Raw genomic sequence first — 25,506 nt, 5'->3', positions numbered from 1 at the left:
ACTGAGCCACCTCCCGGCCGATATCATATGTCCATCTATTATTTGATGCTTTGCACAATCCGCTTAGCAATAGCATCGTATCCTTCTCCATTCGGATGAAAATGATCAGACGATAAATACTTGCTGCTGTTCTGCTGGAACAGATCGTAGGTCGGTACCATCATCATATTCTTGTCCTTATTGATCAGCGTATAAGCTGAATCGTTCCACTTCTGCACGACGGCATTGCCGATTTCACGCATCGCCTGTAAATCTGCAAACGGATTATACAATCCTACATAGATGATTAGCGCATCCGGGTTCCACTTACGCAGCTGAGCCAACACCTGTTTCAAATGAACAATTCCCGCATCCGCCTTGGCGATGAGCGTATCCAACTGCATTTCCTTGGCGCTCATCTGTTCTGCTTGAGCTCCTTGGAATAAGTCATTGCCGCCGATCGTCAACAGAATGACATTCGCTTGTTTCAATACATACCCCGCACTATCTTTCTCCAAACGCTCCATAAGCTGATCTGCACGAAGCCCATTCACTGCCAGATTGTTCAAAAGCGAAACAGGTTTCTCCTTGCTCTTCTCAAGCGTACTCACCACGCGACGAACATAGCCCTGTCCCGTACCATCGCCAGTGCCTCTTGTCAAAGAATCGCCAAGAGCAGCGATCCGTATCTCCTGCTCTGTGTGAGTGGCGGTATCTGTTGTCGGTGAAGTCTTCACCCCAGGCGCATCCGCAAACGGAACAGAAGCAGGATATATAATATCCGCAATTCCGAGTCCGAAGCCAACGAGCAATAGCAGCGTGCATCCCACGCCGCATGAAGCAATCCATAACCATTGCCGCGATGCCGATTTACGACTCATCCTAGTCCTCCTGTCTCAATCCCTGAACTCCGTTCTCCCTTTACATTACCTGTTCATGTTCCTATTTGCAAACTGCAGGGGGTACAGCAAAGCTAACACTCAAAATCAAAAAGGGACAACCGATCGATATCGGCCGCCCCTCTAATTCTGAAAGCAACTCCCTGCACCACAAACCACCGTACAAGAAATGCCTACATATATTTATACTGCGCTGCTACTAGATTGTAATAGGTACCCCGCATATCCATCAGTTGTTCATGCGTACCCTGTTCCTGAATAACGCCATGATCAAGCACGACGATATTGTCGCAATTGCGAATGGTCGACAATCTGTGTGCGATAATGAAGGATGTTCTGCCCTGCAGCAATGTTTTCAGCGCTTCTTGTATTTTTAGCTCCGTCTCCGTATCGATACTTGCCGTTGCTTCATCGAGAATGAGAATTCTCGGATCTGCAAGCAGCGCACGCGCGAACGAGATTAGCTGACGCTGACCCATAGAGAGGACGTTCCCTCTTTCCTCAACCTCAGTATCATAACCGTCCTTCATATTCACGATGAAATCATGCGCATATACCGCTCTCGCCGCAGCTTCTACTTCTGCATCCGTTGCATCGAGACGGCCAAAACGAATATTGTCTCTTATTGTGCCAGAGAAGATGAACGTATCCTGCAGCACGATGCCAATTTGGGAACGAAGACTTTCAATCGTCACCTGCCTAATATCATGTCCGTCGATCAAGACATGGCCTTCTGTCGTATCGTAGAAGCGGCACAATAGATTAATAATGGTACTCTTTCCTGATCCGGTATGTCCGACAAGCGCGATAGACTCGCCTGCCTTAGCAGATAGCGAGATTCCTTTCAATGCAGGACGTCCCTTTTCATATTCGAACAAAATCTTCTCAAACTCCACATCGCCATGAATCGGCGGGAGTGCCATTGATGATACTGCATCCTGAATGGAAGGCTGTTCATCCATAAATTCAAAGATACGTTCTGACGAGGCCATGGCAATCAACATTTGTGAATACATTTGCCCTAAGCGGTTAATAGGCTCCCAGAAGTTCCCTATGTATTGCGCAAAAGCAAATAGTACCCCGACGGTTATCGCATGACTCTGTATTAAGTAAGACCCATACATGAAAAGAATAAATGCACCCACTGCGCTGGTTATCTCGATCACAGGCCCAAACGATTGGTTCATGGCAGAAGCGCGATCCCAGGATTTCTTGTTCACCATATTCATATGATCAAAGAATTCCATATTCTGTTGTTCTTGTGTATACGCTTGCGTTACGCGAACACCTTGAATGGCTTCATTCAAGTGTGAGTTAATTCGAGATTGCTTCATACGAACATCCTGCCAAGCAAATCGAATCTTCTTACGAAGCTTTGTAGACACTAAGAACATAATAGGCACGGTTATCATAACAGCCAATGCAAGCTGTGCATTTAAAAACAATAGAATAATAATGATACCTATCAGTTGCATGCAATCAATTAATGTATTGACTGCTCCGTTCGTGAACAATTCCTGTAAGGAATTGACATCATTCGTTACGCGCACGAGCACAGAGCCAGCTGGACGCTTGTCATAAAACTGGAACGACAGCTTCTGGATATGCTTGAACAAATCTGCACGCAAATCATAAATAATACGTTGGCCGATCACATTCATAAATTTGATCCGGAACGCATTGGCCCCCCATTGAACAATGTAGAGTCCAAGTACCGTTCCCGCGATGATATACAACATTCGAAGCGACGGATTCCCATCTGTCGGCTGTATTGCATGGTCAATAGCATAACTAATTAGAAATGGGATCGCGAGCTTCGTTATCGTACCCAGTACCATCATGACGAGCAGTACTGGGAGCAACTGGCGCTTATATGGCTTCATATAGACGAGCAGGCGGCGCATTTGGGCCCAGTTGAAGGGCTTTTCAATTGCATCATCATCTTGATAAACGAATCTGGAGCGCTTGCGCTCGACATTTTCAGAAGCAGCGCTGTCGTGTTCATTTGCTCGCCCCGGTGCCGAGGATGCTGCTGTAAATCGAGCCTCACTCATACTCTCACCTGCTCTCTGCTCATCGTTGAATCTTTCGTTGAATTTCCTGTCAAATCTGAATCAAGCTTATCTGCATATTGAATCCGATACACATCTTGATACGTGCCAGGCACTACGATCAACTGTTCATGGGTACCTCGTTGTGCAATATGTCCTTGTTCCAGTACTAGAATCTCATCGGCATGCCGCAGCGACGAGATGCGGTGAGCGATAATGAACACGGTACGACCACGCATAACCTCTTGGAAGCCCGCTTGAATCGCATGCTCTGTATCCATGTCAACCGCGCTTGTCGCATCATCCAAAATTAGAATCTTTGGATCTTTCAGCAAGGCACGAGCAATTGCAATGCGCTGTTTCTGGCCGCCAGATAACCCCATACCGCGTTCGCCTACGATTGTGTCGTAGCCGAGTGGAAGCTCCATGATGAAGTCATGAGCTTGAGCAAGCTTCGCAGCACGGATCACTTCCTCTTCCGTAACATCATCCCGTCCGTAGGCAATATTGTTATAGATTGAAGACGAAAATAAGAACGTCTCTTGGAATACGGTAGCCATTTGGCTCCGCAGGCTCTTCACATCAAGATCTCGAATATCGTGTCCATCCAATGTGATGCTTCCTGATTTCACGTCATATGCGCGCATGAGCAGCTGGATAATGGTCGTTTTCCCTGCCCCTGTTCCGCCTAGAAGGCCTATCACTTTACCTGGCGTCGCATCAAGCGAGATGTGGCTAAGAGCGTTTACATCTCCTTCGTAACGGAAGGATACATCTTTGAATTGAACATGCCCTTTTACTTCATCATCCTTGAGCACCATCGCACGCTCATTGTTCGCAACGTCAACGGGTGTATCAAGAAGTTCAAGCACACGCTCTCCAGAAGCCTTAGATTGGGTGTAGTTATTGATATGGAAGCCGATCCCCCACATCGGACCGATAATGTACCAAATCATACTGAAGAATGCAACCAATTCGCCAAGAGACAGCTCCTTGTTGATAACCTTCGTACCGCCAACTGCCAGCAGCATAGCGACACAGCAGCAAGCAAGAAGCTCCATGATCGGGAAATAACGCCCCCATAATGTAGCAGCATGAATTTGATTTTCTTTATATGCTTCGGAACGAACAGAGAATTTGTCTACTTCATGGCTTTCACGCGCGAAAGATTTGACCGTACGTACACCTGTAATGTTCTCCTGAACCGCCGTTGTCAGCCGGCTAAAGGCAACGCGCATTTCACGGAAAGCCGGATGAATCTTCGACTCGAAGCGAAGTGCTACCAGAATAAGCAACGGGATTGGGATAAGCGTAGTTAGCGTTAACTTCCAGTCAATAGAGAACATCATTGCTGCGCCAAAGATCACCATCAGCACCATGTTCAAAATTTGGGCGAACCCGAAGCCAATAAAGTTGCGAATTCCTTCGAGATCTGCTGTCAAACGAGACATCAAGTCCCCTGTTCTTGCCTTGTCATAATACCGGAATGAGAGAAATTGCAGCTTGCGATAGCATGCATTCCTCATCTCGTAGGCAACGTAGTTGCCTAGTCTTCCGCCAAAAAAGCCGTGTAAAAATGTGAGGGTGCCTTTAATGCTGACAACGACGACCACCGTCAATGCCAGCCAAGGCACCCAATCGAATCGTTCTTTTGCTATGACGTCGTCAATCAATATGCGCAGCAGATTGGGATACACCAGTCCGAGCGCGGTTGCCGCCATCAAGCAAATGATAGATGCGATTAAGTAGCCTTTTTTCGGCCAGTAATACGTGCTTAGCCGCTTGAAGACGTTCATGGATTCTCCTCCCCTTTTCTACGTTCTCGTGAGATGTAATGCAGTTTATCATCATGAAAACACAACAGCAAAACGCCAATTTCATCATAATGCGGATTGTGCTCGATTTTTCCGAGGTTAGTGGGAACATATCCAAACATTTCTCTTAAATCGTCTGATTTACTGACTTGTGGTTCATTATTCAATAAAGAACGCTTACCAAACATATGTCCGGTAAGCGTTTGTAAGGGATTGATACGGTTTTGATATCAATTTTGCTAAAATTCATCTCTTTCGTTTGATACTTTATCGGCAGATATTACCTCTTCCATGGCGCTCATCACCGCTTGAAGCAGACCTTCATCGACATCTGCCTGTAAAGCGCTGCTTAATCTTTCCATATATCGATCCAACGCTTCAGAAAGTTCCGTGTAGGACTTTTGGACAACTTGGTGATAATGCGTGAGCATATGCTTGATGAATCGCTCCCGATGCTCCTCTGTCGCCTGCTTGACAGCCTGCATCGTCTGAAGCTCTAATGCCTGCCTAAGCTCACTGCGGCCATTGCCTTCAAAGAATGCCTTGCTATTACGGAAATAGCCTCGAATCCAGCGTGCTGTAACATTCGGCAAGTTAATCTCACCGGATACCTCAGGGGTTGGCCAAGCAGTCATAGCTTCTTCTGTCGGCGAGTATCCAGGCAACTGCTCCGTGATTGTCTGCTGGAGGCGATTACGATAGCTCGTTACAAGTTTCTTTGCGCTTTGCTCCATTCGCAGAGAAGTTGCATACAATTCATTCGCAAGCTCCTTGGTAAATATGCGGCTCCATTCTACATAACAGCGCTGCAAAGAACTGTCGATATTACGATCATCTCTGCGCAGCGAAGCCGGGTTGAACGCATGTGAGAACATATCGCCAAAGCGGAACTGCAGCCGCTGGCTCACATGATAAAGCAATTCATCTGCTTCTTGGCGGAATGCACTTGTCTCATCACGCTTTAGCCACTCCGAACAGCTGCTGTGGGCTTGTTCAACCAAGTTCTGATAGCGGAGCAATTCCCGCTCGCGCTCTGCAGCATCAGCGTGAGAGGCGTCCCACATGGCCTTCAACTGCTTAGCTGCCCTCTCCAAGCTGATTTGGGCAGAATGGATGCTGAGTTGACTTAGTTCATTGCCTGCGAACTGCAGGAACGACTGCTCGAACGCTTCTATCCCTGACTTTCAATCTTCTCGGATTGTGCCTGCTGTTTGCCTTCCAAGGCCTGCAAGCTGGATATCGGAAATAGACGGGGATTACGTACGCCGAACTCACGCAGTCTATCCTCTACATAATCAAGCACGCTTGAAAGCTCTTCTGGAGAAGCGGCTAGATCCGATGCGTTGACAACGAAGAACATTTTATCCAGCTCGAAGGCATCCTTGACACGGCCAAGTTGGGTAAGAAATTGCCGATCTGCTTGTGAAAAAGCGTGGTTATAGTACGTCACAAACAAAATGATATCGGCTTGTTTCATATACTCAAATGCAACACCTGTATGCCTTGCATTAATTGAGTCTGCACCTGGTGTATCTACGAAGACGAAGCCTTGTCTCGTGAGCTCGCTGTCAATAAATAGATCAATACGTTCAACAAAGGCTGAACGAGATTCATCGCTTACGAATAAGCGATATTCTGCTTCATCGACCATAAGCTCCTGGCCCAATAGGCCTCGAGCCTTATCGATTCCCCGCTTCACAGCCTGGATGAAGCGGTAGTAAGGGCGCCCGGAAGGATGAATCGTCTCCGGGCGAATCCGGGCGAGCGCATGCAGCGCTTCCTCCATCTCCATGGTGGAAGCACTCGGCTCGCCCAAGGTTTCCAGCGCGTAGCGAAGGTCATCCAGCAGCTTCGCTTCGCGCTTCATCGTTACGCGCGCCGTGCCATGCGGGTGCGCGTCTGTTGCAGCAGCGATTGTATTAATCGCAGCTGTCGTCGGGTTGGGCGATACCGGGAGAGCGTTCTGTCCGATAAGGGCATTCGCGAATGATGATTTCCCGGCGCTGAAGGCCCCGAATAGCGCTACTGTGAAGCGGTTCTCAACTAGCCGTTTGGCCTTGTCGCGCATCTCTGACGCAAGCATACGCATCGAATCCAGCTGTTCAAGAACGCCTGCTGCTTGTTCGAGCTTTCCAGCCGTATCTGTCAGCCTACGACGGACTTGTCTAGGTGCTTCCGAATTTTCAATTGGCTGCTGAGAGCTTCCGGATACCGTTGTATCATGCTCATAAAGCCCTTGTGCTGATCCATATCTACTTGCATAGGCTTGGGCATATTCACCCTGCTCCTCACTTGTTCTGTTACCATCATCATCAGACAGCTCCAGCCACGACTCAACGATTGCCTGTTTATCAGAGCGTTTCACCGCTTGAGCAGAACTGCCAAGCCTATTGACAGCATTAGAATTGCATTCTGCATTGTTCATCGACTGCGATACCGAGTGGCCGCCTTTTATTTTCTGCTTGCTGCACGCTTGCTGCTTCACGCTAAGAACATCTGGAAGCAGACCGTTCCATCCATGCTGCTGCTTATCGGCTGGCAGCCACAATTCGATCTGACGAGCCAACTCCGCTTCCATTTGATCAATTGCCTGCAAGCTGCTCTCCAATTCTGTGTAATCAAGATGAAGCGACTTCATCTCTGCTAACTCTCTCTCTGCTTGCAAAAAATCATCTCGATATCGCTGGAGCTTGATCTTCAACAAAGGCTCTGCAACGGTCAGAGCAGCTCTGCGCAGTAAGGTTCGAGCTTCATCAGCAAGCGAGCGGCAATAATTCAACGTATACTCTGGCGAGCCGCTTGCCCCTTCTGATACCGAAGCTGCCAGCCAGCTTTTGCCCAAATCAGGCAATGCGCTCTCCATAGCAGAAGATGCTTCTTGACCGTCCGCCCCAACCTCCTCAGCAAGTGCACGAATCAATTGGATTAGATGAACTTCTACATTCGCCCGCAATCCATCCTTCCATATGGATGTAAGAGCATTCAGACGTTGATTACGTTCCGTTTCCGTCTTCACCCCAGAGAATAAGAAGCCAACCTTGAAGCCTGGCTTTCGTGACTCTAAATATTGCTGTGCCTGATCACGCATAGCTGCAGGCGTCACATTTGCATTGGCAAGCAGCTGCTGTAGCTGCTTCTGAAACAGATCATTTACTTCCTCTTGTCGTGCTGTAAGCTCCGCAACTCGTTGTTCCGCTTGGCGCACTTGCTCCTTCCATGTCATCAAGGCAGCCTCGTCACCTATACGTTCAATGAATTGCTCACGCTTGCTTACATAAGGCTCCTTCAATAACTTGGCATGCGCTGCAATCATCTCGCATGCCGCACGCATAATGCCATAACGAACGAGCGGCAACCGTTCCATAGCAGCTTGGCGCACATAAGCTTCAAGCGCATTCCATTCATTAAGCGGATGTTCAGGCTGCTTAACAGATATGTAAAACACACCCTCAGGCTTAAGCTGCCACGCATCCAGTGCACTTTTCACATCCTGTTGATAGGATTCGAAGGTCAGCTCCTGCTCACGATGTTTATCAATCTGATTGACGATCCAAATAAGCGGCTTGCCCGCATCTGCAACTTCCTTTGCAAACGCAAAATTCGTCTCTGACTGCACATGATTATAATCCGTTACATAGAACACAATATCAGCCAGATGCATGGCTTCCTCAGTAGCCGCCCGATGAGCAGCATCTGTTGAATCGACCCCTGGAGTATCCAGCAGAGCGACTCCTTGCTCCATCCACTCAATTTCATCAAAGAGCACAACACGCTCTATGCCTATACCATCGCGGCATATCTCATCCAATTGCTCAAATTGGACAGGCTCCTCCTGTACTGATCCATCCCCTAACCGCCGAAGCACCCGTGCATGGCGCTCGCCATAACGGAGCGTAACTACATTTGCACTCGTTGGAATTGGGCTGGATGGCAGCAGCTGCTTGCCGCACAATGCATTAATCACACTTGATTTTCCTGCTGAAAAATGGCCGCAGAACGTAACCATCACGATCGATTCTTGCCATTTCTTCGCAAGTTCCAGCATCTTCTCGGCGTGCTGCACATCTCCCCTATGCTGCATCTGTTCCGCTGTATGCTTCAGCCATTTTCCGAGTTCCCCGCTGTCTTTCTCCGCAATGGCCGAATTGGTGTGCAACCTCGCATTCATCTTCTCCATTCACGTCTCCCTCGTCGCATCGATAACTAACAGAACGCCTAATATTATGCCTAGGCATAGAAAAAACCGAGTAATCGGCTTCCTCTTTTTGCCTTCTACTCGGTTTCTAGTGTACCATATTTTGCTGTTCAGGGAGAATGATTTCGAATTGTTCTCCGCGCTGCAGGATTGTAATTCCTGCATCCTTCACACGCATAACGACAACATCACGTTTTTGGCGCATACGTTCGACATACTGATCAGGGACTTGTCCAGCTGCATATACCGTAACACCGTCAATTTCACGTTCTTCATCCTCTTGAAGAGGTGTTTGCATAATTTTTTCATAAATATTAGAAAATTGTTCAAAATCATTCGTGTATACCGAAATACATTTCATCACGACCGACTCCCATCCACGTTCTTATATTTTCCAGTCTTTCTAGGTTTGGTCGCTTTCATACGTATTTTACCCTCTCGACAACTATCTAGCAGCGGACAAATGTCACATTGGGGGGATTGCGCTTTGCAATGATAACGTCCAAAAAAGATTAACCGGTGATGCGTGATTGTCCATTCTTCACGAGGAATTTTTCGCATCAGCTTCTTCTCCACTTCCAACACACTATCGTCTTCGTTAGCTAGTCGCAAGCGCTTGGAGACGCGCTCGACATGTGTGTCCACTGCCATTGCAGGCACACCGAAGGCGTTGGAAACGACCACATTGGCCGTCTTTCTGCCGACACCCGGAAGCTCTGTCAATTGAGCGTGCTCCCGAGGTACTTCACCACTGTATTTATCAATGAGAATTTGGCATAGCTTCTGAATATTTTTCGCCTTGTTGCGGAACAAACCAATTCGACGAATATCCGATTCCAGCTCTTCGAGTGGAACAGCTAAATAATCCTCCGGTGATTTATACTTTTGGAACAGCGTGGCCGTTACCTTATTCACCGTCTCGTCTGTACATTGGGCTGACAACAGGACTGCAATTGTCAATTCGAACGGATTGGAGTGAGTCAACTCGCAATGCGCATCAGGGTACATCTGAGCAATCGTATCGAGAATATGACGGACGCGGACACTTGTTGCCATCTAGGAGTCACCTCACCTTTCTATCCATTCTTCTTGACGGTTCACCTAAAAACCGCCTCACCCGCAAAGGTGAGACGGCTCGTAGTGAACCTAATCGTAGTTTAAGACACTTTCTCGATTTCAACAACCTGATCCTTAATCATATACAACATAATATCGGTATCTTCTTTAATGGAAGACAGGCTGATTTTCTCGCCCTTCGAATGAATAAATGCATTCGGATGAACATTGAATATATAATTATTTTCTGCCATGGTGCGTTTGACGTACAATTCACTCGTACTGGAATTATAACGCCAGAAGCTGCGCTTCACGCCGCTGATCAGCTTCACAACTGCAAGATCGCTTGTGTCCTTGCGCACCTCTACACGGTCTCCTTCTTTCAACGCGCTCAAATTCGATGTCGAGGAATTATCAACCTGAATTTGCGCGTTCTTGCCTACTTGGTGGACAGACAAAGAACCGCTATTGTCGCGCACACGAATCGAACCGTTGTTCGTATCTACAGACTCTACTCGACCGTATGTAACTTGAACTTGACGCACCTCCACGATAGAGCGTCCGTCCAATACAACATTGACATAGTCATTATCCTTCAAGTCTGCAATCTTGATCTTGTTGTTGTTCAAATCATAAATCGTTGCACTGCCTACATAGAATTCCTCGATTGTTGAACCGTTGGAGCGCAAGCGCATGCGATACTTCGCTGCATCACGAGACGCAACCTCAAACTGCAGGGTTTGACGAACGGCAAGTGATGTTACTGAAGACTGATCATCAGTGAAGTAAGCTACAATTGTATCACCATTATTCACATCATTCAATGAAACGCCGCTTTTTCCATATTTTTCAACACTAAGTGTGTTGCTCTTATACGGCAGCGTAACCGTCTGCCCATTGGCAAGCTTCATCGTCACCGTCTTAGCGGTTGAGCTAGCAAAGACAAACGTCCCTTCAAACTTGTTGACAAACTGCACAAGGAGCGCATTTTTGGCTGTATATTGAATGTTAACCTTACGCTTGCCATCTTTTAATTGACTCGCGATATCATCAACTGCAACCTTAACTCCGTTGTTCTCAAAACGCGTTTCATTTGTCAACTTGAAAGCATGCGGCTCTTTGCGCTCGTCCATCACCATCAACAAATTGTTCCCTCTATCGTAATCTACAACCGTAGCTCCAATTAACATTTCGGCCTTCCGGTTCATGACCTTAATGTTCGTAACGAGATCATCGCTGTTTAGCGTTAATTCTACACGATCCCCGTATTCACCAGCTACGATATCATCGAAGGAAGGATTTTTCATGCCATCAATATCAATCGTTACTTCACGCGCAAGCAATTTCGCTTCCAACCTATTGTCTTCTTTTCGGATCGTAATGCTGGTTTTCGACGTACCTTTTTCATACAAGGTTCCCGTGATGGTCAATTGTTGAGCGTTCATCAATTCGATTTCAGTGATGACGCTATTCTTCACCGTATAATTGACTTTATCATTTTCCTTGAGACTGCTAAGCCCGGACAACAATTGATCCTTATACCGTACGTAAGCGCCCTCTGCAACCGTGTATGTTTCGCTTTCTCCACTCTCGGATTTGATCGTAACCGAACGGTTTTTAGCATCTACCGAAGTGATTGTCCCTTTAGCAGACTTATTGATTGGTCCCGATTTAATCTGCACCTCAATGATTTTGCGTTCATTCGTAAATGTCTCCCGCTTGATAACAAGCTCACTGTCCGTAACCAGCTTGGAAGGCTCGATCGTGTTGCCGCTGGCATCTTTGAATACTGTCGCGCTGCTGTCATACACAATATCAGACAATGCATCAGAGCCATCTCTCGTAAAGTACAGCTTCTTCTCTGAAGGCGCAACGTATCTCAGCTTAACGGTAGACGTCTCCACCTTCGGCTCTGCGTCAATCAATTCAATATAAGTCGCATTCCCCGATTGTACAACAACTCGGATTTTCATATATAACCCGATCTCGGAAGCCTTGATCGCCTGCTCGCTGTCTGTTTTATAGTACATCGTTTTGCTGTCGCAGCGGTAGGATACTGATTTGCCATCCTCCGTGTAGAGACGCATCTCTTGATCATTCATGCTCATTACATAACCGAGTGCCTCGGAAGCATGCTTCACCTTGTACACTTTTTCTCCGCGGCTGAAAAACGTTGCGAGCTGCGCACGGGTTACATTGCCTTGAGGATCAAAACGATTGCCAGTCAATCCAGTTGTCAATTCAAGATCAACTGCTGTGTTGACATAACCCAATGCAGTAGCACTAATTTTACTATTGTCAGCAAACGTTGTTTTTTTGCTCATCGCACGTTCCGCATCCGCTTGCTTGCCGACTGCACGAACCAATATTTTCGTTACCCATTCACGAGTTGCCTTCTTATCGCCCCATGCTTGCTTCTTATCTGGATTTGCAAGTTCATTTTTGTCCAAAAGCCCTTTTTGAAGTGCAAGAACGATATATGGCTTGAAATAAGTGCCTACTTTAAAATCAGCAGGAAGGGCTACGGAATCTGTAGAATTAAGTTCACCCTCCAGCCCCATGTAGCGAATAGCCATTGCGATCGCTTCTTGTTGTGTTACAGCATCTCCGGGACGGAACTTCCCGTTATCCCCCTTAAGAACACCCAATGCAGCAAGCTTATGTATATGTTTTTCTGCCCAATAACCAAGCTTAACATCGCTGAATATCGGACTTGTATTCGAGGTTGATGTTACTTGATTCGTCTTCGTAGCCGAATTCGACTCCGCTGCCATAGCAAATTGCATAGTTGTCAGCATCATGGATACGGCCAATAACGCACTTGTTAAGGCACGTGCTTTGCGCACACGTGGTTTTTTATTTGATTGCATGGTGCATCCCCTTCCACATAAATTTCCTCGTAAGATGTTCTTTTTCGACAAGAACAGGGGCAATTCCTGCCCCTGTTCTCGAATAATTACTGGTATTATTTTGTTTTTCTAACACGTTTCGTTCTTTTTAAGGACGCTTAATTGGATGATCCAAGGTTACATGTCCCATCAAGCTTTCATCTGATTTTCCGTCTACCAGAATATCAATTGCCTTTACTTCATCGAATTGGAACATCGTCTTCGTGAGAGACTCTAACGCGAACTGTTCGCCTCCAGCGCCAAGATGGCCCTCTTCCGTAATATGAATATCAATGACAAGCGTACCATTCTCCATTTTTACGGATTTAAAGTCGATGCTTTTCCATAATGGAATGTCCTTGTCATTATCAGACGATTGTAATGCTTCTAACGCAGCCTGATATTTTTCATTATCATTTGCAAACTGAATCTTCTTTTTGTAGCTTTTCAGCTCCATCAATTGGTCATCCGAAACGTAGACATCGAGCGTTTGCTCCTTTTTGTCAGCTTTGGATTCTCCATTGGTGTTGTTGTCTGTTATTGGCTGCTCAGGTTGTGTCGTCTCCCCGGACGGCTTTTCTGTCGTCGGTTGTTCTGCTGTTGGTTGATCTGGCTGAGCTCCATTCGTCGTTGGCTTTGCGCCACATGCACTTATAATTGTAATGGATAGTACTACTGCTGCCAGCGCCCACCATTTGCGTGTCTTCATCAATCATGACCTCCTTTACATCGTTCATAACGCTACAGTCTGCAAAAGGTTGCATTATCAGGAATCAGGATACGCCCAAATATTCTTTAATTCCTTTGACAATGTTCTCTGCAACGCGCCATTGGAACTGCTCATCGAACATCTGAGGTTCGTCATTCGTACTCGTTAAAAAGCCTATTTCGAGCAGAGCCGACGGCATCTTCGTTTCTCGAACGACATGGAGATCTCCAAATTTGATACCCCGATCCTTAAATTGCGTTCCATTCAATAAATTTTTATGCAACGTCTTGGCAAGTGCTTCGCTGCTCTTGTGATAATAGAACGTCTCCGTACCTGTTACAGAAGGGCTATTTTTCGCACTGTTTCCATGTATCGATACGAATATATCCGCACCAATTTTGTTCGCAAGCGATGAACGATCCGATAATTCAGGGAATGAATCGTCTTCGCGCGTCATAACAAGATTGATCTTTTCTTCTTTACGAAGTAACTCTCCGACTTTCAAGGCAAGTGCCAAAGTAAAGTCCTTTTCCGTCTTCTTGGTCAAGCTGATCGCACCGGAATCCTTGCCTCCATGACCGGCATCAATGACAACGGTATACGTACCATTCGGCTTATTTGGTGTAACTGGCGGTTTCGTTGTACCGCCATTGTTGTTGCCATTATTCCCGTCGGCTTGCGACAGCGCGATTGTTGTCAGACCTTGATCATTCAGTGTGACGTTGCCATTCAATGGATAGCTTGCATCGATTACGAAACGCACGGTGTTCGGTTTGTCACTGAACATTGCAAAGCGAATTCGCTGAACATCTGGGTAATCTGATACTACATATTCCCCTTGCCCATCCTGTTTGAAACTGTATTTCTCATAAAATTGATCCGAAAACACTGCATTCGGCAAGTCAATAACAACCCGGTCAGGGCTATCCATTGTCGTAATGCTCGGTCTTACATTATGATCTAATGCGATATGTAATTGGTTAATGTCAAATGAGAAATCCGTAACAACTGCATGATTGCTGTCTGGCTTCACTTGCTCTTCGCCAGAGCCTCCCGTGCCATTGTCTGATGACGAGTCATTGCCCGGATTGGTAGTTGGAGGCGTCACCACCTCTTCGGATGTAAACATATACACCGATTTGGTAGAATTATCCCAGTCTACCTTCAGTCCCATATTTTCGCCGATAAAACGAAGTGGGACAAGCGCAATATCGCTCTTAATAATCGGAGGTGCAACGAGTGTAACATCTTTGTTATCAACTGTCGCCGTCTTCTGATTGACGGTGAGATTCAAGCTTCTGCTATTATCATTTATAGCTACCGTCTTCGCCTTCTGATTCCAATCAACCTTATAACCCAACTCCTCGGAAACGACGCGAATCGGGACCATGACCGAATTGTTCAGCATTGAAATGTTCTCTGGCAAGGCCAAAGAATTCCCATTTAAGTACAAGCTTGTATCAGGCGCAGCTTGTCCCATCGAAGGAAACACTAAACATAACAGCATCAATAGCAATCCAACCGCAAATTTTTGTTTTTTCTGCATCTTCACCTCTACATCCTTTCGTCATGTTCCGCACTATTCTATTTGTCTATTAAGAACGGACGTATTATTAGACGTATAAAAAGTACAAAAGTTGCGTGTTTTCTACATTTTTTGGCTAAAAATAATCTGCTAAAATATCCCTCGTATTAAATGTAAAACACCTACTCCCCCATGGCAAGACAAAAGTTGCACATTTGAACATAAATATTGACAGGATACGTAACAACCAAAAATAGACGGTTCACTATTTCGTGCCTGATCATACAAAAAGTGCAAATAGAAAATGGGTCTACTGAACACATGCTACTTCTTTACTGCAGAAATAATGAAAACAGGGGTCTCCGCAGTTCATCTTACATTCCAGGTATTTGTTCCAGCATCTCCTCGGAAGGAATCGGCTCTTTAAAAGCACTCATCGAGCAAATTATTCATGTATGTAGCAACCTTTTGATCCGACATGCGCTTTACACAACTTGCCACACGAAAGCCAGCGACCTTGATCGCTAAAAAAATCCCCGGTTCGCTACAGCGATCCAGGGATTTTATACACTGCTATCTTGCCGTTCAATTATACCATTGGGTAAGCAACACGGGCTGCGTTTGCAGCTTCGTATGCCGTAATTGCATCTTCATGCTTCAGTGTCAGTCCGATATCATCGAGACCTTGCAGCAAAAATTGACGGCGATGCTCATCCAAATCGAAGGCGTAGCTCAAGCCATAAGCATCTGTAATTGTCTTCTCTTCTAAATTCACTTCTAACCGATACCCTGCCTTCTCTGCAGCACGGCGAAACAGCTCATCAACCTGCTCTTCCGACAGCTTAATAGGTAAGATGCCATTCTTGAAGCAGTTATTGTAAAATATATCTGCGAAGGATGGAGCGATGACACAACGGAAGCCATAATCGAGAATCGCCCATGGCGCATGCTCACGAGATGAGCCGCAGCCAAAATTCGCGCGGGACAGCAGGACGGAAGCTCCATCATATTGTGGCTGATTCAACGTGAACGAAGGGATAACGTTGCCGTCCTCATCAAATCTCCATTCATAGAACAAGAACTGTCCGAATCCGCTCCGTTCAATACGCTTCAAAAATTGCTTCGGAATGATAGCATCTGTATCTACGTTGACCCGATCGACTGGGGCAACAAGACCATTCATGGATGTAAATGGTTGCATCGTTCGTTCCTCCCTTAGTTCAATACTTCCGCTTTAATTTCCCAATTGCGCACATCAACAAAGTGCCCCTTGATTGCCGCAGCTGCCGCCATTGCTGGCGATACCAGATGTGTACGGCCACCGCGCCCCTGACGCCCTTCAAAGTTGCGGTTGGAAGTCGATGCACAGCGCTGTCCTGGCTGAAGCACATCCGGGTTCATTGCGAGGCACATGCTGCATCCGGCATCGCGCCATTCGAAGCCTGCATCCACGAATATTTGATCCAATCCTTCCTTTTCCGCTTGAAGCTTAACTCGACCAGATCCTGGAACGACGATGGCCGTGACCTTCTCTTTTACCTTGTAGCCTCTAGCTACCTCTGCAGCTGCACGCAAATCTTCAATGCGCCCATTCGTACAGGAGCCGATAAACACGTAATCGACCGCAATATCAGTCATTGGCGTTCCAGGTTTTAAATCCATATACTCAAGCGCTTTCTCAGCAGCTTTGCGTTCATTTTCAGTTGCAAAATCAACAGGGTTTGGCACATTCGACGTAATATCGGTACCCATACCTGGGCTAGTTCCCCATGTCACTTGTGGGATTAGCTGATCCATATCCACTTCAACGACAAGATCATAAGAAGCCCCTTCATCCGTTACATAGCCCTTCCACTCTGCAATCGCGGCTTCGAAAGCCTCACCTTTCGGTACATATTGACGATCGCGCAAGTATTGGAAGGTTGTATCGTCTGGAGCGATAAGTCCGGCACGGGCACCCGCTTCAATGGACATGTTGCACACTGTCATTCTTTCTTCCATCGTTAATTCCCGAATTGCTTCACCTGTATATTCAATCACATAGCCTGTTGCAAAATCAGTCCCATTTTGTGCAATGAAGCTCAAGATCATGTCCTTCGCAGTAACGCCTGGCTTACGTTTGCCAACGAAGCGTACTTCCATCGTCTTCGACTTCGCTTGCTGCAAGCATTGAGTTGCAAGCACATGCTCAACCTCACTTGTGCCGATACCGAATGCAAGAGCACCGAATGCACCATGTGTAGATGTATGGCTGTCTCCGCATACAATTGTTTTTCCAGGATGAGTGAGACCAAGCTCAGGTCCCATAACGTGCACGACACCTTGGTCAATGCTGTTCAGGTCGAACAGAGTGACATCGAAATCTGCACAGTTCTGTGATAGGGTATCAATTTGCTGCTTCGAGATTGGATCTGCTATATTGAAGCGATCCTTCGTTGGTACATTATGATCCATCGTTGCAAAAGTAAGATCCGGACGTCTTACCTTGCGGCCGCTCATACGCAATCCCTCAAAGGCCTGGGGGGATGTTACCTCGTGCACCAAATGCAAATCAATGTACAAAATGCTCGGTTTGCCTTCCTCTTGAACAATGACGTGCCGATCCCAAATCTTTTCGTACATGGTCTTCTTTGTCGTCATTTCCTTCACCTCTCCGCGATTTTACGCTTCTCTCTCTATTTCTCTTGCCACCAAATATAGCATTTCCTTATTCATTGATCCAAGATATAATATCTATAAATATAATAGGTTTAACCTATAACAGTTCAATAAGGAGGATGAACGGACATGGAATTTAGACAGCTGCTCTATGCTGTACAAATTGCACAAGAGCGGAACTTCTCGCGGGCTGCGGAGAAGCTGCATATTGCACAGCCGTCGTTAAGCCAGCAACTGTCGAAACTGGAGAAGGAAATCGGCGTCCTTTTGTTTCAACGCACGACCAATTCAGTGGAACTAACCCATGCTGGAGAGGTATTTGTTGACCGCGCGCAGAAAATGCTCGATGCAATGGAACAACTCAAAAACGAAATGGCCGATATAAGCCAAACGAAAAAGGAAAGGTTGTCATCGGGACGATGCCGATAACCGGCTCTCATATTCTCCCTCACGTGCTTCCGCAATTCCATCAGCGCTACCCGGCCATTGATTTAGTACTTGTTGAAGACACTTCAACTTCCAACCTTGAGCGAATGACTGCACAAGGCAAAAATGATCTGTGCCTGTTATCTTTGCCACTGACTGACGATTCTCTCACTTATCGGCCTGTAGTTGAGGAGGAGATTTTGCTCGCTGTACCTCCGCAGCACCGTCTTGCTGTCCAGCAAAGTGGGGGCTCCAAAGCAACTCCTGTTTCTCTATCCGATCTGCTTGATGAGCCCTTTATTTTATTGAAGCGCGGTCAAGGATTTAGACAAATTACCGTTCGGCTCTGCCAAGACGCCGGTTTTACACCAAATGTTGTGTTCGAAAGCACAAATATTGAGACCGTACAATCCCTTGTAGCTGCTGGGATGGGTGTCGCTTTAGTGCCGTCATTTATCGCAACTGCTCCACGAAGTGAGTTCGTTCCGGCATATATCCCGTTGACAGGCAGGCCCTCCCGCACACTCGTCATCGCTTATCGAGAAGGCCGCTATATGTCGCATGCGGCAGAAGCCTTTATGCAAACCTTAGAGGAGACGATTACTGCCCGCTTCGGCTCACGCGCTCGTGCCGGGGAATCCATGTAGTACTATGGTGGCGAACTGAATCCTGTCGTGCAATGCGTTCGTTATGTTCTCGCAATCCGGACTAGGCCATACGGATAAATGCTGGCTGTCCGTTAATCTATCACTTATCCGTTACCGGCAACTGACCGAAGGCAGAGGCGCGTCCAAGCAGGATACGGGCGGCCATCCGCACATTTCGTTCTGTTAGACCATAAGTGGCGTAGCCGACAGGAGCGTTCCTCAACACTTGAACATCATAAGGGAGACCCGCTGCAATTACTGCAACAGGCTTTTTTTGCTGTTCTAGTTGAGCAAGGAGGCCCGTAATTGCCTCGACGCTTCGCGGCTGTCGGTATATATCGTTCGTCACAATAATCACAGCATCTGCGGAGCGAATTTGAGCAGCTAAGTTCTTATCTTTCAGCTTACCTATTTCACAAGTTACGGAATATGTTCGTTGCGCAATCGCATTCCTGGTTGCCGGTGAAGATGCCCCGTTGTACGCTGATTCACCTGGCTTCAACAATTCTGCTTGCAGCGCCTGCTGCATAAGTTCCAGACTGCGATCATCATGACCTACTAGCAGCACCTTATTCATCGTTGAGGTAATTAACTCATGCGGCTGCTCGCTTGGCATTTGTGCCCCCCAGCCTGTAATTGCATGCTCTGCAATGCGATCCATCAGTTTATCCGCTTGATTGGACGCAATATACAGCTTTGCCTTTTCAATCGCTTGATCCACATTCATTCGCGAAGCTCGCTTAGCGTCCATAATCTTATAAGCAAGCTTCAATTGCAAGATGCGGCGAACACTGTCATCAATCCGTTCCTTACTAAGAGTCCCCTTTGTAACCGCCTTGCGAATAGCAGCAACGGCCTCATAGGGCTTAGGAGGCATAAGCAGAATATCTGCCCCTGCCTGAATCGACATCACAGCTGCTTCTTCTGAGCCAAAGTTATCCGCTATCGCCTTCATATTGAGTGCATCTGTTATGATCACACCCCGAAACTTCAATTGATTGCGCAGTATCTCTGAAAGCACGCGGGAAGATAAGGTTGCAGGCAGCATGATCGCTGAACCATCTTTTCGTGAGGTTGCTGTCTTCGGTTCTATTTGAGGAACTTGAATGTGGGCCGACATGATCATGTCCACCCCTTTTTCTATTGCAGCTTTGAAGGGAAGCCACTCCACTTGCTCAAACCGCTTCAATGTATAGGGAAGCTTCGGCAAGCCGACATGTGAGTCTGTGCGTGTAGAACCATGACCAGGAAAGTGTTTTACAATTGCAGGCAATCCACTCTTATGTGCCCCCTCGACATAGGAGCGAACAAACGCGGATACCTGATCAGGCTCAGAACCGAAGGAACGCAGTCCAATAACTGGATTGAATGGATCATCATTCACGTCAGCGACTGGAGCGAAGTTAAGGTTGAAAAAAGAAGGCGTAGCATCTTCCCCATTTCAAACGCAGTTTCAGAAGCGAATCGGGGATCCCCGGTCGCAGCAATTGCCATATTGCCATTCCAATCGCTGACGAATGGTATGCGATTCACTGCACCACCCTCCTGATCCACTCCAATCCATAGAGGAAGTTGCGAGGAGCGAAGCATTTGCAAGTTATTCGTAATCGTTTGCTCCACGCTCTTGATGTCGTCTTTGAATAAGATAACCCCCCCTGGTGCCAATTGCGTCACAAGTTGGGATACAGGAGTCGAGGGTCGCTCTGCAGCAAGCGCAGATAGATCAAGCAGCAGCATTTGACCAATTTTTTCATCCAACGTAAGCTTTTGCAGCCACTGCTCCACCTGAATGCCGTCCTCTGCCCCCTCCTGCCCTACCTTCTGCTCGATTGATTCACGACTTTCCTTAGGGGAAATTGAATTCAGTTGTACTTGAGGAGCCTTCCCAAGCAGTAACTTTACTGTATTAGCCCCATATCCCGACCAGATTAGAAGAGTCAAGCAGACCGCACACAAGGGGATAAGAAAAAGGATAACCCTGCGTCGTGCGAGCATCTTCTCGTTTCGCTTATGCCTCTCTTTTCTTGACATCATAGATGATCGGATTTGAAAGTATTTCCATAAGTTGCGAAAGCAGATTGATATAGCGATTCTCTTCGATCCGCGAACACAGGAATTCTACTACGTACCTCTGTTACAAGTGGTAAAGCAATTGGTGCTTGAACCAATGCTTCCTTTTCCCCAGCAGCAGCGATCGTCTCTCCCCACGGATCAATAATTGCGGAATGACCGAAGAAAGTAGTTTCTTGTCCGTTAACTCCCTTGCTTGTGCCTACCCGATTGCAGGCTACTACATACATCTGATTTTCGATCGCTCTTGCCATCAATAGCGTATTCCAATGATGGAGACGCGGATGCGGCCATTCTGCCGGGACAAAAAGAACCTCCGTACCTTGAAGCGCCATTGTACGGGACCACTCTGGGAACCGAAGATCGTAGCAGATGATTACACCGCACTTCACACCGTCCAGCATGAACGTCCCCAGTCCATTCCCTGCAGACAGATAAATATGTTCATCCATCAACTGAAACAGATGAACTTTGTCATAGGTACTGACAATATCACCGTTTCGACTTGCCACATATACGCGATTATAAATCTGATTCCCTTCACGCACAGATACTGAGCCGCCGACAATATTTACTCCATAACGCGCAGCAAGCATGGTAAGCATCTGCTGCGTCTGTTGTCCATTTACGTCTGATATATCCTGAATACGTTCAAGTGCATAGCCCGTATTCCACATTTCCGGAAGCACAATCACATCGGGTTTATTTTCTCTATCCATTGCCTTGCCGATCAGATGAAGCACGCTCTCCATATTTTTGTCCGGCTCGCCGATTGCTACATCCATTTGTATCGCACACACATTCCACAATTCTTTCATTGCATTCCCTCCTCCATATCGGCATTTCGAATACACTTTCATTTTCGTAGCACTTTCTACCATTCATCATACCTTTTCATGGAATGGAGTCAAGATGGGCAATGTAAGGAAGTAAGCGGAAATGAAAGAATATACACGAACAATAACTCCAGCACAGTCTTGAAAGGATGAAATGTATAATGCGTATTCCACGTATGGTCAAGTGGGCCCTAACAGTCTCTATCTTCCTTGTTTGCAGTACGAGTATGTTGAATAAGCCTATTATATTTGCATGGGCACCAAATGAAGGCAGTGACTCAACAGCAAGTTCCCCTATCCAATTGTTCGATATTAAGGCTCAGCGAATTGTCAAGACGTTCCCGAACAATAAGGAATTTCAAGCAACTGCAGCGCAATGGATCAAGTCCATAACTGGCCCATCCCCACAGCTTACAATTGGACATCAATGCGGGTATATTGTGCGAATCCCTTTAACATCCCCGGCTGATGTCGTCCTCCCTAGAGAGACCGTGCAAGTGAAAGATGTATTTCTTATCTATTGTCCAGAGAAAGAGCCATTACTTCTCGTGTTCTCCAAAGAACGCAAGCCTTATTTATTGCGAATCAACATCGATGTTAAGCCATTTATACAGCAGTTGCTAACTACAGAACCGACAGGAAAGGCTGAAAAATCGAGCGGATAAGTTGTATTTAAAGAAAAACCGCATGTAAGTCACGGAAATCGATGAAAAAAAGGTATACACTTCAGTGGAAACATGCTAAATTATCGTTATTATTTTGATAACCGATAACGAATCAGGTTGCTGGAGTGGATGAGAAATGTTAGATGAATCGTACCGTTCGATCTCAATTAGGCCGGCAGAACGCATGGATCGGCTTCCTAAGCAATTCTTTGCCCAGCTTGTAGAGCGAACGAACGCCCGTATCGCTGCCGGTCATGATGTAATTAATCTAGGACAAGGGAATCCGGATTTGCCCACTGCTCCTCATATTGTAACTGCTCTGCAAGAAGCGGCCGCTGATCCAATCAATCACAAATATCCTCCTTTCAGCGGGCATCGTTACTTAAAAGAAGCAATAGCCCAGCGGTACAAAGAAGATTACGATGTGGTTCTGGATCCCGACACTGAGGTAGCCGTATTGTTCGGCGGCAAAACCGGACTAGTGGAAATTAGTCAAATTCTGCTGAACTCAGGAGATGTCTGCCTCGTTCCGGATCCCGGTTACCCGGATTATTGGTCAGGTGCGGCCCTTGCCGGTGCTGAAATGGTCATGATGCCATTGCTTGAAACGAATCAATTTCTGCCGGATTACGGACGAATCACAAAGCAGCAACTAGAACGTGCCAAGCTGATGTTCCTCAACTATCCGAACAATCCAACGTCCGCTGTAGCAAGCCATACTTTCTACAAGGAGACCGTACAGTTTGCAGCCCAGCATAACATCGTTGTAGCCAGTGATTTCGCTTATGGAGCAATCGGATTTGACGGTAAACGGCCGGTAAGCTTTCTTCAGACACCTGGTGCAAAGGACGTGGGAGTCGAATTCTATACCATGTCGAAAACGTACAACATGGCTGGCTGGCGCGTTGCATTTGCAGTAGGCAATAAGGAGCTAATCCGACTGATCAACCTTATGCAGGATCACATGTATGTCAGTCTCTTCGGGGCGGTCCAAGCAGCTGCCGCTGCGGCATTAACGCAATCACAGCAGTCGGTTAGAGCGTTATGCGCGATCTATGAGAAGCGAAGAAATGTGTTCTTTAAAGAACTGCATCGCATCGGCTGGGAGGCTGTTCCATCCGCTGGCTCATTCTTTGCATGGCTCCCTGTGCCGAAGTCATACACTTCAGCTGAATTCGCTGATTTTCTGCTTGAGCACGCGAATGTTGTTACCGCACCTGGCATCGGATTTGGTCAGCATGGAGAAGGCTATGTCAGAGTAGGTCTACTTGCGACTGAGGAGCGTTTATGCGAAGCTGCCGAACGAATTGGAAGACTTTCTCTGTTTTAGGTCTGTCCTTTTGTCCTTCTCTTATAGGTAAGCAATTATGCCGCGATGGCCGGTTAAGTATCTTTCGTACCTTCTATTTAAAGGAATCTTCTGTCACCTGCCTTTATACGATAGGCGCCTTCTTTACTCCGTTGGAATCACATGGTATTCTATTCGTAATACACTCATTGCTTTAATCGAGCAGCGGGTGCCAGAGTATGAATACCTTATCGTGATGACAGGACCAGTACGTAATGAAGGTCGCGTTCAGAGAGCGGAATGCCATAGGCTGCAAGCATCCGCCGCAGAGCCGTTACAGAACCTATCCTTGAGCGGTCAGCATAAGCGTCTTGACGTGAAGCTGAACGGATGCCTCCGTTATAGGCGATCAAGCAGGATGGTTTCTGACGTATAGCGGATCTGTGCACGACAGCAGTTCAGGTATATGCTCTAGGAACCCTCAATGAAGGTGGTACCGCGGAAGTGTGACTTTCGTCCTTTAGAGGACGGGGGTCTTTTTTTATACCAATAACCGCTTCCTTCTATCCTTCATCGGACTTCCCTTGGTCGTATCAACATCATTCGATTTTCATTCTGGCACCGGCAATCATGAGTTGTACGTTACCATATATTCATGAGAGTCAATAAATCAGGAAGTGAACTAATGATGGAACAATATCAACGAATTGTAGTGAAAATTGGAAGCAGCTCGCTTACATCAGAACACGGCGGCCTGAACCGAGAACATATTGAGTATTACGTACGTGAGCTCGTCTCTCTAATTGAACGTGGTGCACATGTCGTCCTCGTCACTTCAGGTGCAGTTGCAGCAGGATTTCGACATATAGGCTATGCGTCACGCCCTAAGCTTCTGCATGAGAAGCAGGCTGCTGCCGCAGTTGGTCAAGCGCTGCTCATGCAAGCTTATCAAGAGCAATTTCAGAAATTCGGGATTCCTTCGGCTCAGTTGCTGCTGACCCGCCCGGACTTTGCAAACCGCAAGCGCGGTCACAATGCACAGATGACAATGGAAGAGCTGCTCAAGCAGCGGGTCATTCCAATCATTAATGAGAATGATACAGTTTCTGTCGAGGAGCTTAAGTTCGGTGATAACGATACCTTGTCTGCACTTGTTGCGAATCTCATTCATGCAGACCGCCTCGTCATCATTACCGATACGGATGGCTTGTATACAGCAGATCCCCGCTCTAATCCGAATGCGAAACGGTTCGACCGAGTAGAGGAAATCAACGAAGAAATCTACGCATATGCTGGTGGAACTGGTTCTTCAGTAGGTACGGGCGGAATGCGATCGAAGCTTGATGCAGCACGGATCGCCATGCGTGGCGGAGTTCCCGCTTTTGTCGGCAGAGTGAATGAGCCAGGTGATCTTCTGCTTGCTGTTGATGGCAAGGGCAAGGGCACCTATTTCGACACTCATCTGCATGCACTGCCTATGAAAAAGCAATGGCTTGGCTTCCATTCTACTCCGCATGGTCAGATTATTGTTGATGAAGGTGCCGAGCAAGCATTGCTCTCTCGCGGATCGAGTCTTCTGCCTGCCGGCATACGTAACGTGGAAGGCGATTTCCACCCGGGCGATGTTGTTGAGGTAGCTGGCTTAGACGGTCGTGTTATAGGCAGAGGCATTGTCAATTACGAGACTGATCAGTTAAAGATTGCAGCTGGCTGGTCAACGGAAGAAGTTCTGAAGCGCATTGGGGTACCGCGCATTGAAGTGATACATCGCGATGAATGGGTCACACTACGATCATAGAA

The 25,506-nt window shown here is 46.9% G+C and carries 18 protein-coding genes and 1 pseudogene; 4 read left to right on the top strand and 15 right to left on the bottom strand.

Translation table 11 applies throughout. The features are described from left to right. Window positions 1-38 precede the first annotated feature (38 nt). From PAV_RS13560 to leuC, 12 genes are all read right to left on the bottom strand, one after another. On the bottom strand, window positions 39-860 hold the full coding sequence (locus PAV_RS13560; protein WP_005547079.1) for a GDSL-type esterase/lipase family protein: 822 nt from the start codon (window positions 858-860) through the stop codon (window positions 39-41). Window positions 861-1,051: 191 nt separating this feature from the next. Then, on the bottom strand, window positions 1,052-2,932 hold the full coding sequence (locus PAV_RS13555; RefSeq protein ID WP_005547077.1) for an ABC transporter ATP-binding protein: 1,881 nt from the start codon (window positions 2,930-2,932) through the stop codon (window positions 1,052-1,054). After that, complete coding sequence (locus PAV_RS13550; protein ID WP_005547074.1) at window positions 2,929-4,725, bottom strand: ABC transporter ATP-binding protein; 1,797 nt, start codon at window positions 4,723-4,725, stop codon at window positions 2,929-2,931. Before PAV_RS13550 ends, PAV_RS13555 begins: the two co-directional genes overlap by 4 nt. Window positions 4,726-4,982: 257 nt before the next feature. Beyond that, entirely contained in the window at window positions 4,983-5,816 is an 834-nt protein-coding gene (locus PAV_RS32375) for a hypothetical protein (RefSeq protein ID WP_005547072.1), read from the bottom strand. Window positions 5,817-5,914: 98 nt separating this feature from the next. After that, the gene (locus tag PAV_RS13545; protein ID WP_005547070.1) at window positions 5,915-8,920 is read right to left on the bottom strand and encodes a dynamin family protein; all 3,006 of its coding nucleotides are present in this window, start codon (window positions 8,918-8,920) and stop codon (window positions 5,915-5,917) included. Between the two features lie 106 nt (window positions 8,921-9,026). Then, window positions 9,027-9,299 (bottom strand): hypothetical protein, encoded by a 273-nt coding sequence (locus tag PAV_RS13540; RefSeq protein WP_005547068.1) that lies wholly within the window; start codon window positions 9,297-9,299, stop codon window positions 9,027-9,029. Next, window positions 9,299-9,994, bottom strand: a complete 696-nt coding sequence (gene nth, locus PAV_RS13535; RefSeq protein ID WP_005547066.1) for an endonuclease III — start codon at window positions 9,992-9,994, stop codon at window positions 9,299-9,301. Before nth ends, PAV_RS13540 begins: the two co-directional genes overlap by 1 nt. A 101-nt stretch (window positions 9,995-10,095) precedes the next feature. Further along, window positions 10,096-12,864 carry an S-layer homology domain-containing protein gene (locus PAV_RS13530; RefSeq protein WP_005547064.1) on the bottom strand — a complete coding sequence of 923 codons (2,769 nt, stop codon included), beginning with the start codon at window positions 12,862-12,864 and terminating at the stop codon, window positions 10,096-10,098. 127 nt (window positions 12,865-12,991) lie between these two features. Continuing rightward, window positions 12,992-13,591, bottom strand: coding sequence for a GerMN domain-containing protein (locus PAV_RS13525; protein ID WP_005547062.1), 600 nt, complete (start codon window positions 13,589-13,591; stop codon window positions 12,992-12,994). Window positions 13,592-13,655: 64 nt separating this feature from the next. After that, window positions 13,656-15,137, bottom strand: coding sequence for an N-acetylmuramoyl-L-alanine amidase (locus PAV_RS13520; protein ID WP_005547060.1), 1,482 nt, complete (start codon window positions 15,135-15,137; stop codon window positions 13,656-13,658). A gap of 568 nt (window positions 15,138-15,705) precedes the next feature. After that, on the bottom strand, window positions 15,706-16,317 hold the full coding sequence (gene leuD, locus PAV_RS13515; RefSeq protein WP_005547058.1) for a 3-isopropylmalate dehydratase small subunit: 612 nt from the start codon (window positions 16,315-16,317) through the stop codon (window positions 15,706-15,708). A gap of 14 nt (window positions 16,318-16,331) precedes the next feature. Then, complete coding sequence (leuC, locus tag PAV_RS13510) at window positions 16,332-17,756, bottom strand: 3-isopropylmalate dehydratase large subunit (protein ID WP_005547056.1); 1,425 nt, start codon at window positions 17,754-17,756, stop codon at window positions 16,332-16,334. Window positions 17,757-17,903: 147 nt separating this feature from the next. Here leuC and PAV_RS13505 point away from each other — a divergent pair. Beyond that, window positions 17,904-18,847: pseudogene (locus tag PAV_RS13505) on the top strand (LysR family transcriptional regulator). Window positions 18,848-18,947: 100 nt separating this feature from the next. Here PAV_RS13505 and PAV_RS32370 read toward each other — a convergent pair. The 3 genes from PAV_RS32370 to PAV_RS13495 all read right to left on the bottom strand — a co-directional run bounded on the left by PAV_RS32370 (window position 18,948) and on the right by PAV_RS13495 (window position 21,735). Further along, window positions 18,948-20,231: a glycoside hydrolase family 3 protein gene (locus tag PAV_RS32370; RefSeq protein ID WP_005547049.1), complete on the bottom strand. Its 1,284-nt coding sequence runs from the start codon at window positions 20,229-20,231 to the stop codon at window positions 18,948-18,950. Beyond that, window positions 20,228-20,788, bottom strand: coding sequence for a glycoside hydrolase family 3 N-terminal domain-containing protein (locus PAV_RS36890; RefSeq protein ID WP_051135115.1), 561 nt, complete (start codon window positions 20,786-20,788; stop codon window positions 20,228-20,230). The genes PAV_RS32370 and PAV_RS36890 overlap by 4 nt, the downstream gene beginning before the upstream one ends. Before the next feature lie 89 nt (window positions 20,789-20,877). Then, window positions 20,878-21,735: a carbon-nitrogen family hydrolase gene (locus PAV_RS13495; protein ID WP_005547045.1), complete on the bottom strand. Its 858-nt coding sequence runs from the start codon at window positions 21,733-21,735 to the stop codon at window positions 20,878-20,880. A gap of 179 nt (window positions 21,736-21,914) precedes the next feature. Between PAV_RS13495 and PAV_RS13490 the strand changes: the two genes are divergently transcribed. The 3 genes from PAV_RS13490 (at window position 21,915) to proB (ending at window position 25,504) form a co-directional block, all read left to right on the top strand. Continuing rightward, the gene (locus PAV_RS13490; protein WP_005547043.1) at window positions 21,915-22,418 is read left to right on the top strand and encodes a hypothetical protein; all 504 of its coding nucleotides are present in this window, start codon (window positions 21,915-21,917) and stop codon (window positions 22,416-22,418) included. A 136-nt stretch (window positions 22,419-22,554) separates the two neighbouring features. Continuing rightward, a complete protein-coding gene (locus PAV_RS13485) occupies window positions 22,555-23,748 on the top strand; it encodes a pyridoxal phosphate-dependent aminotransferase (RefSeq protein ID WP_005547041.1) in 1,194 nt (397 codons plus the stop codon). Window positions 23,749-24,394: 646 nt separating this feature from the next. Beyond that, a complete protein-coding gene (gene proB, locus PAV_RS13480; protein ID WP_005547037.1) occupies window positions 24,395-25,504 on the top strand; it encodes a glutamate 5-kinase in 1,110 nt (369 codons plus the stop codon). Window positions 25,505-25,506: the final 2 nt, after the last annotated feature.

Source organism: Paenibacillus alvei DSM 29 (assembly GCF_000293805.1).
In the GTDB taxonomy this organism is placed as follows: domain Bacteria; phylum Bacillota; class Bacilli; order Paenibacillales; family Paenibacillaceae; genus Paenibacillus_B; species Paenibacillus_B alvei.
This window is presented reverse-complemented; position numbering and strand designations above follow the sequence as displayed.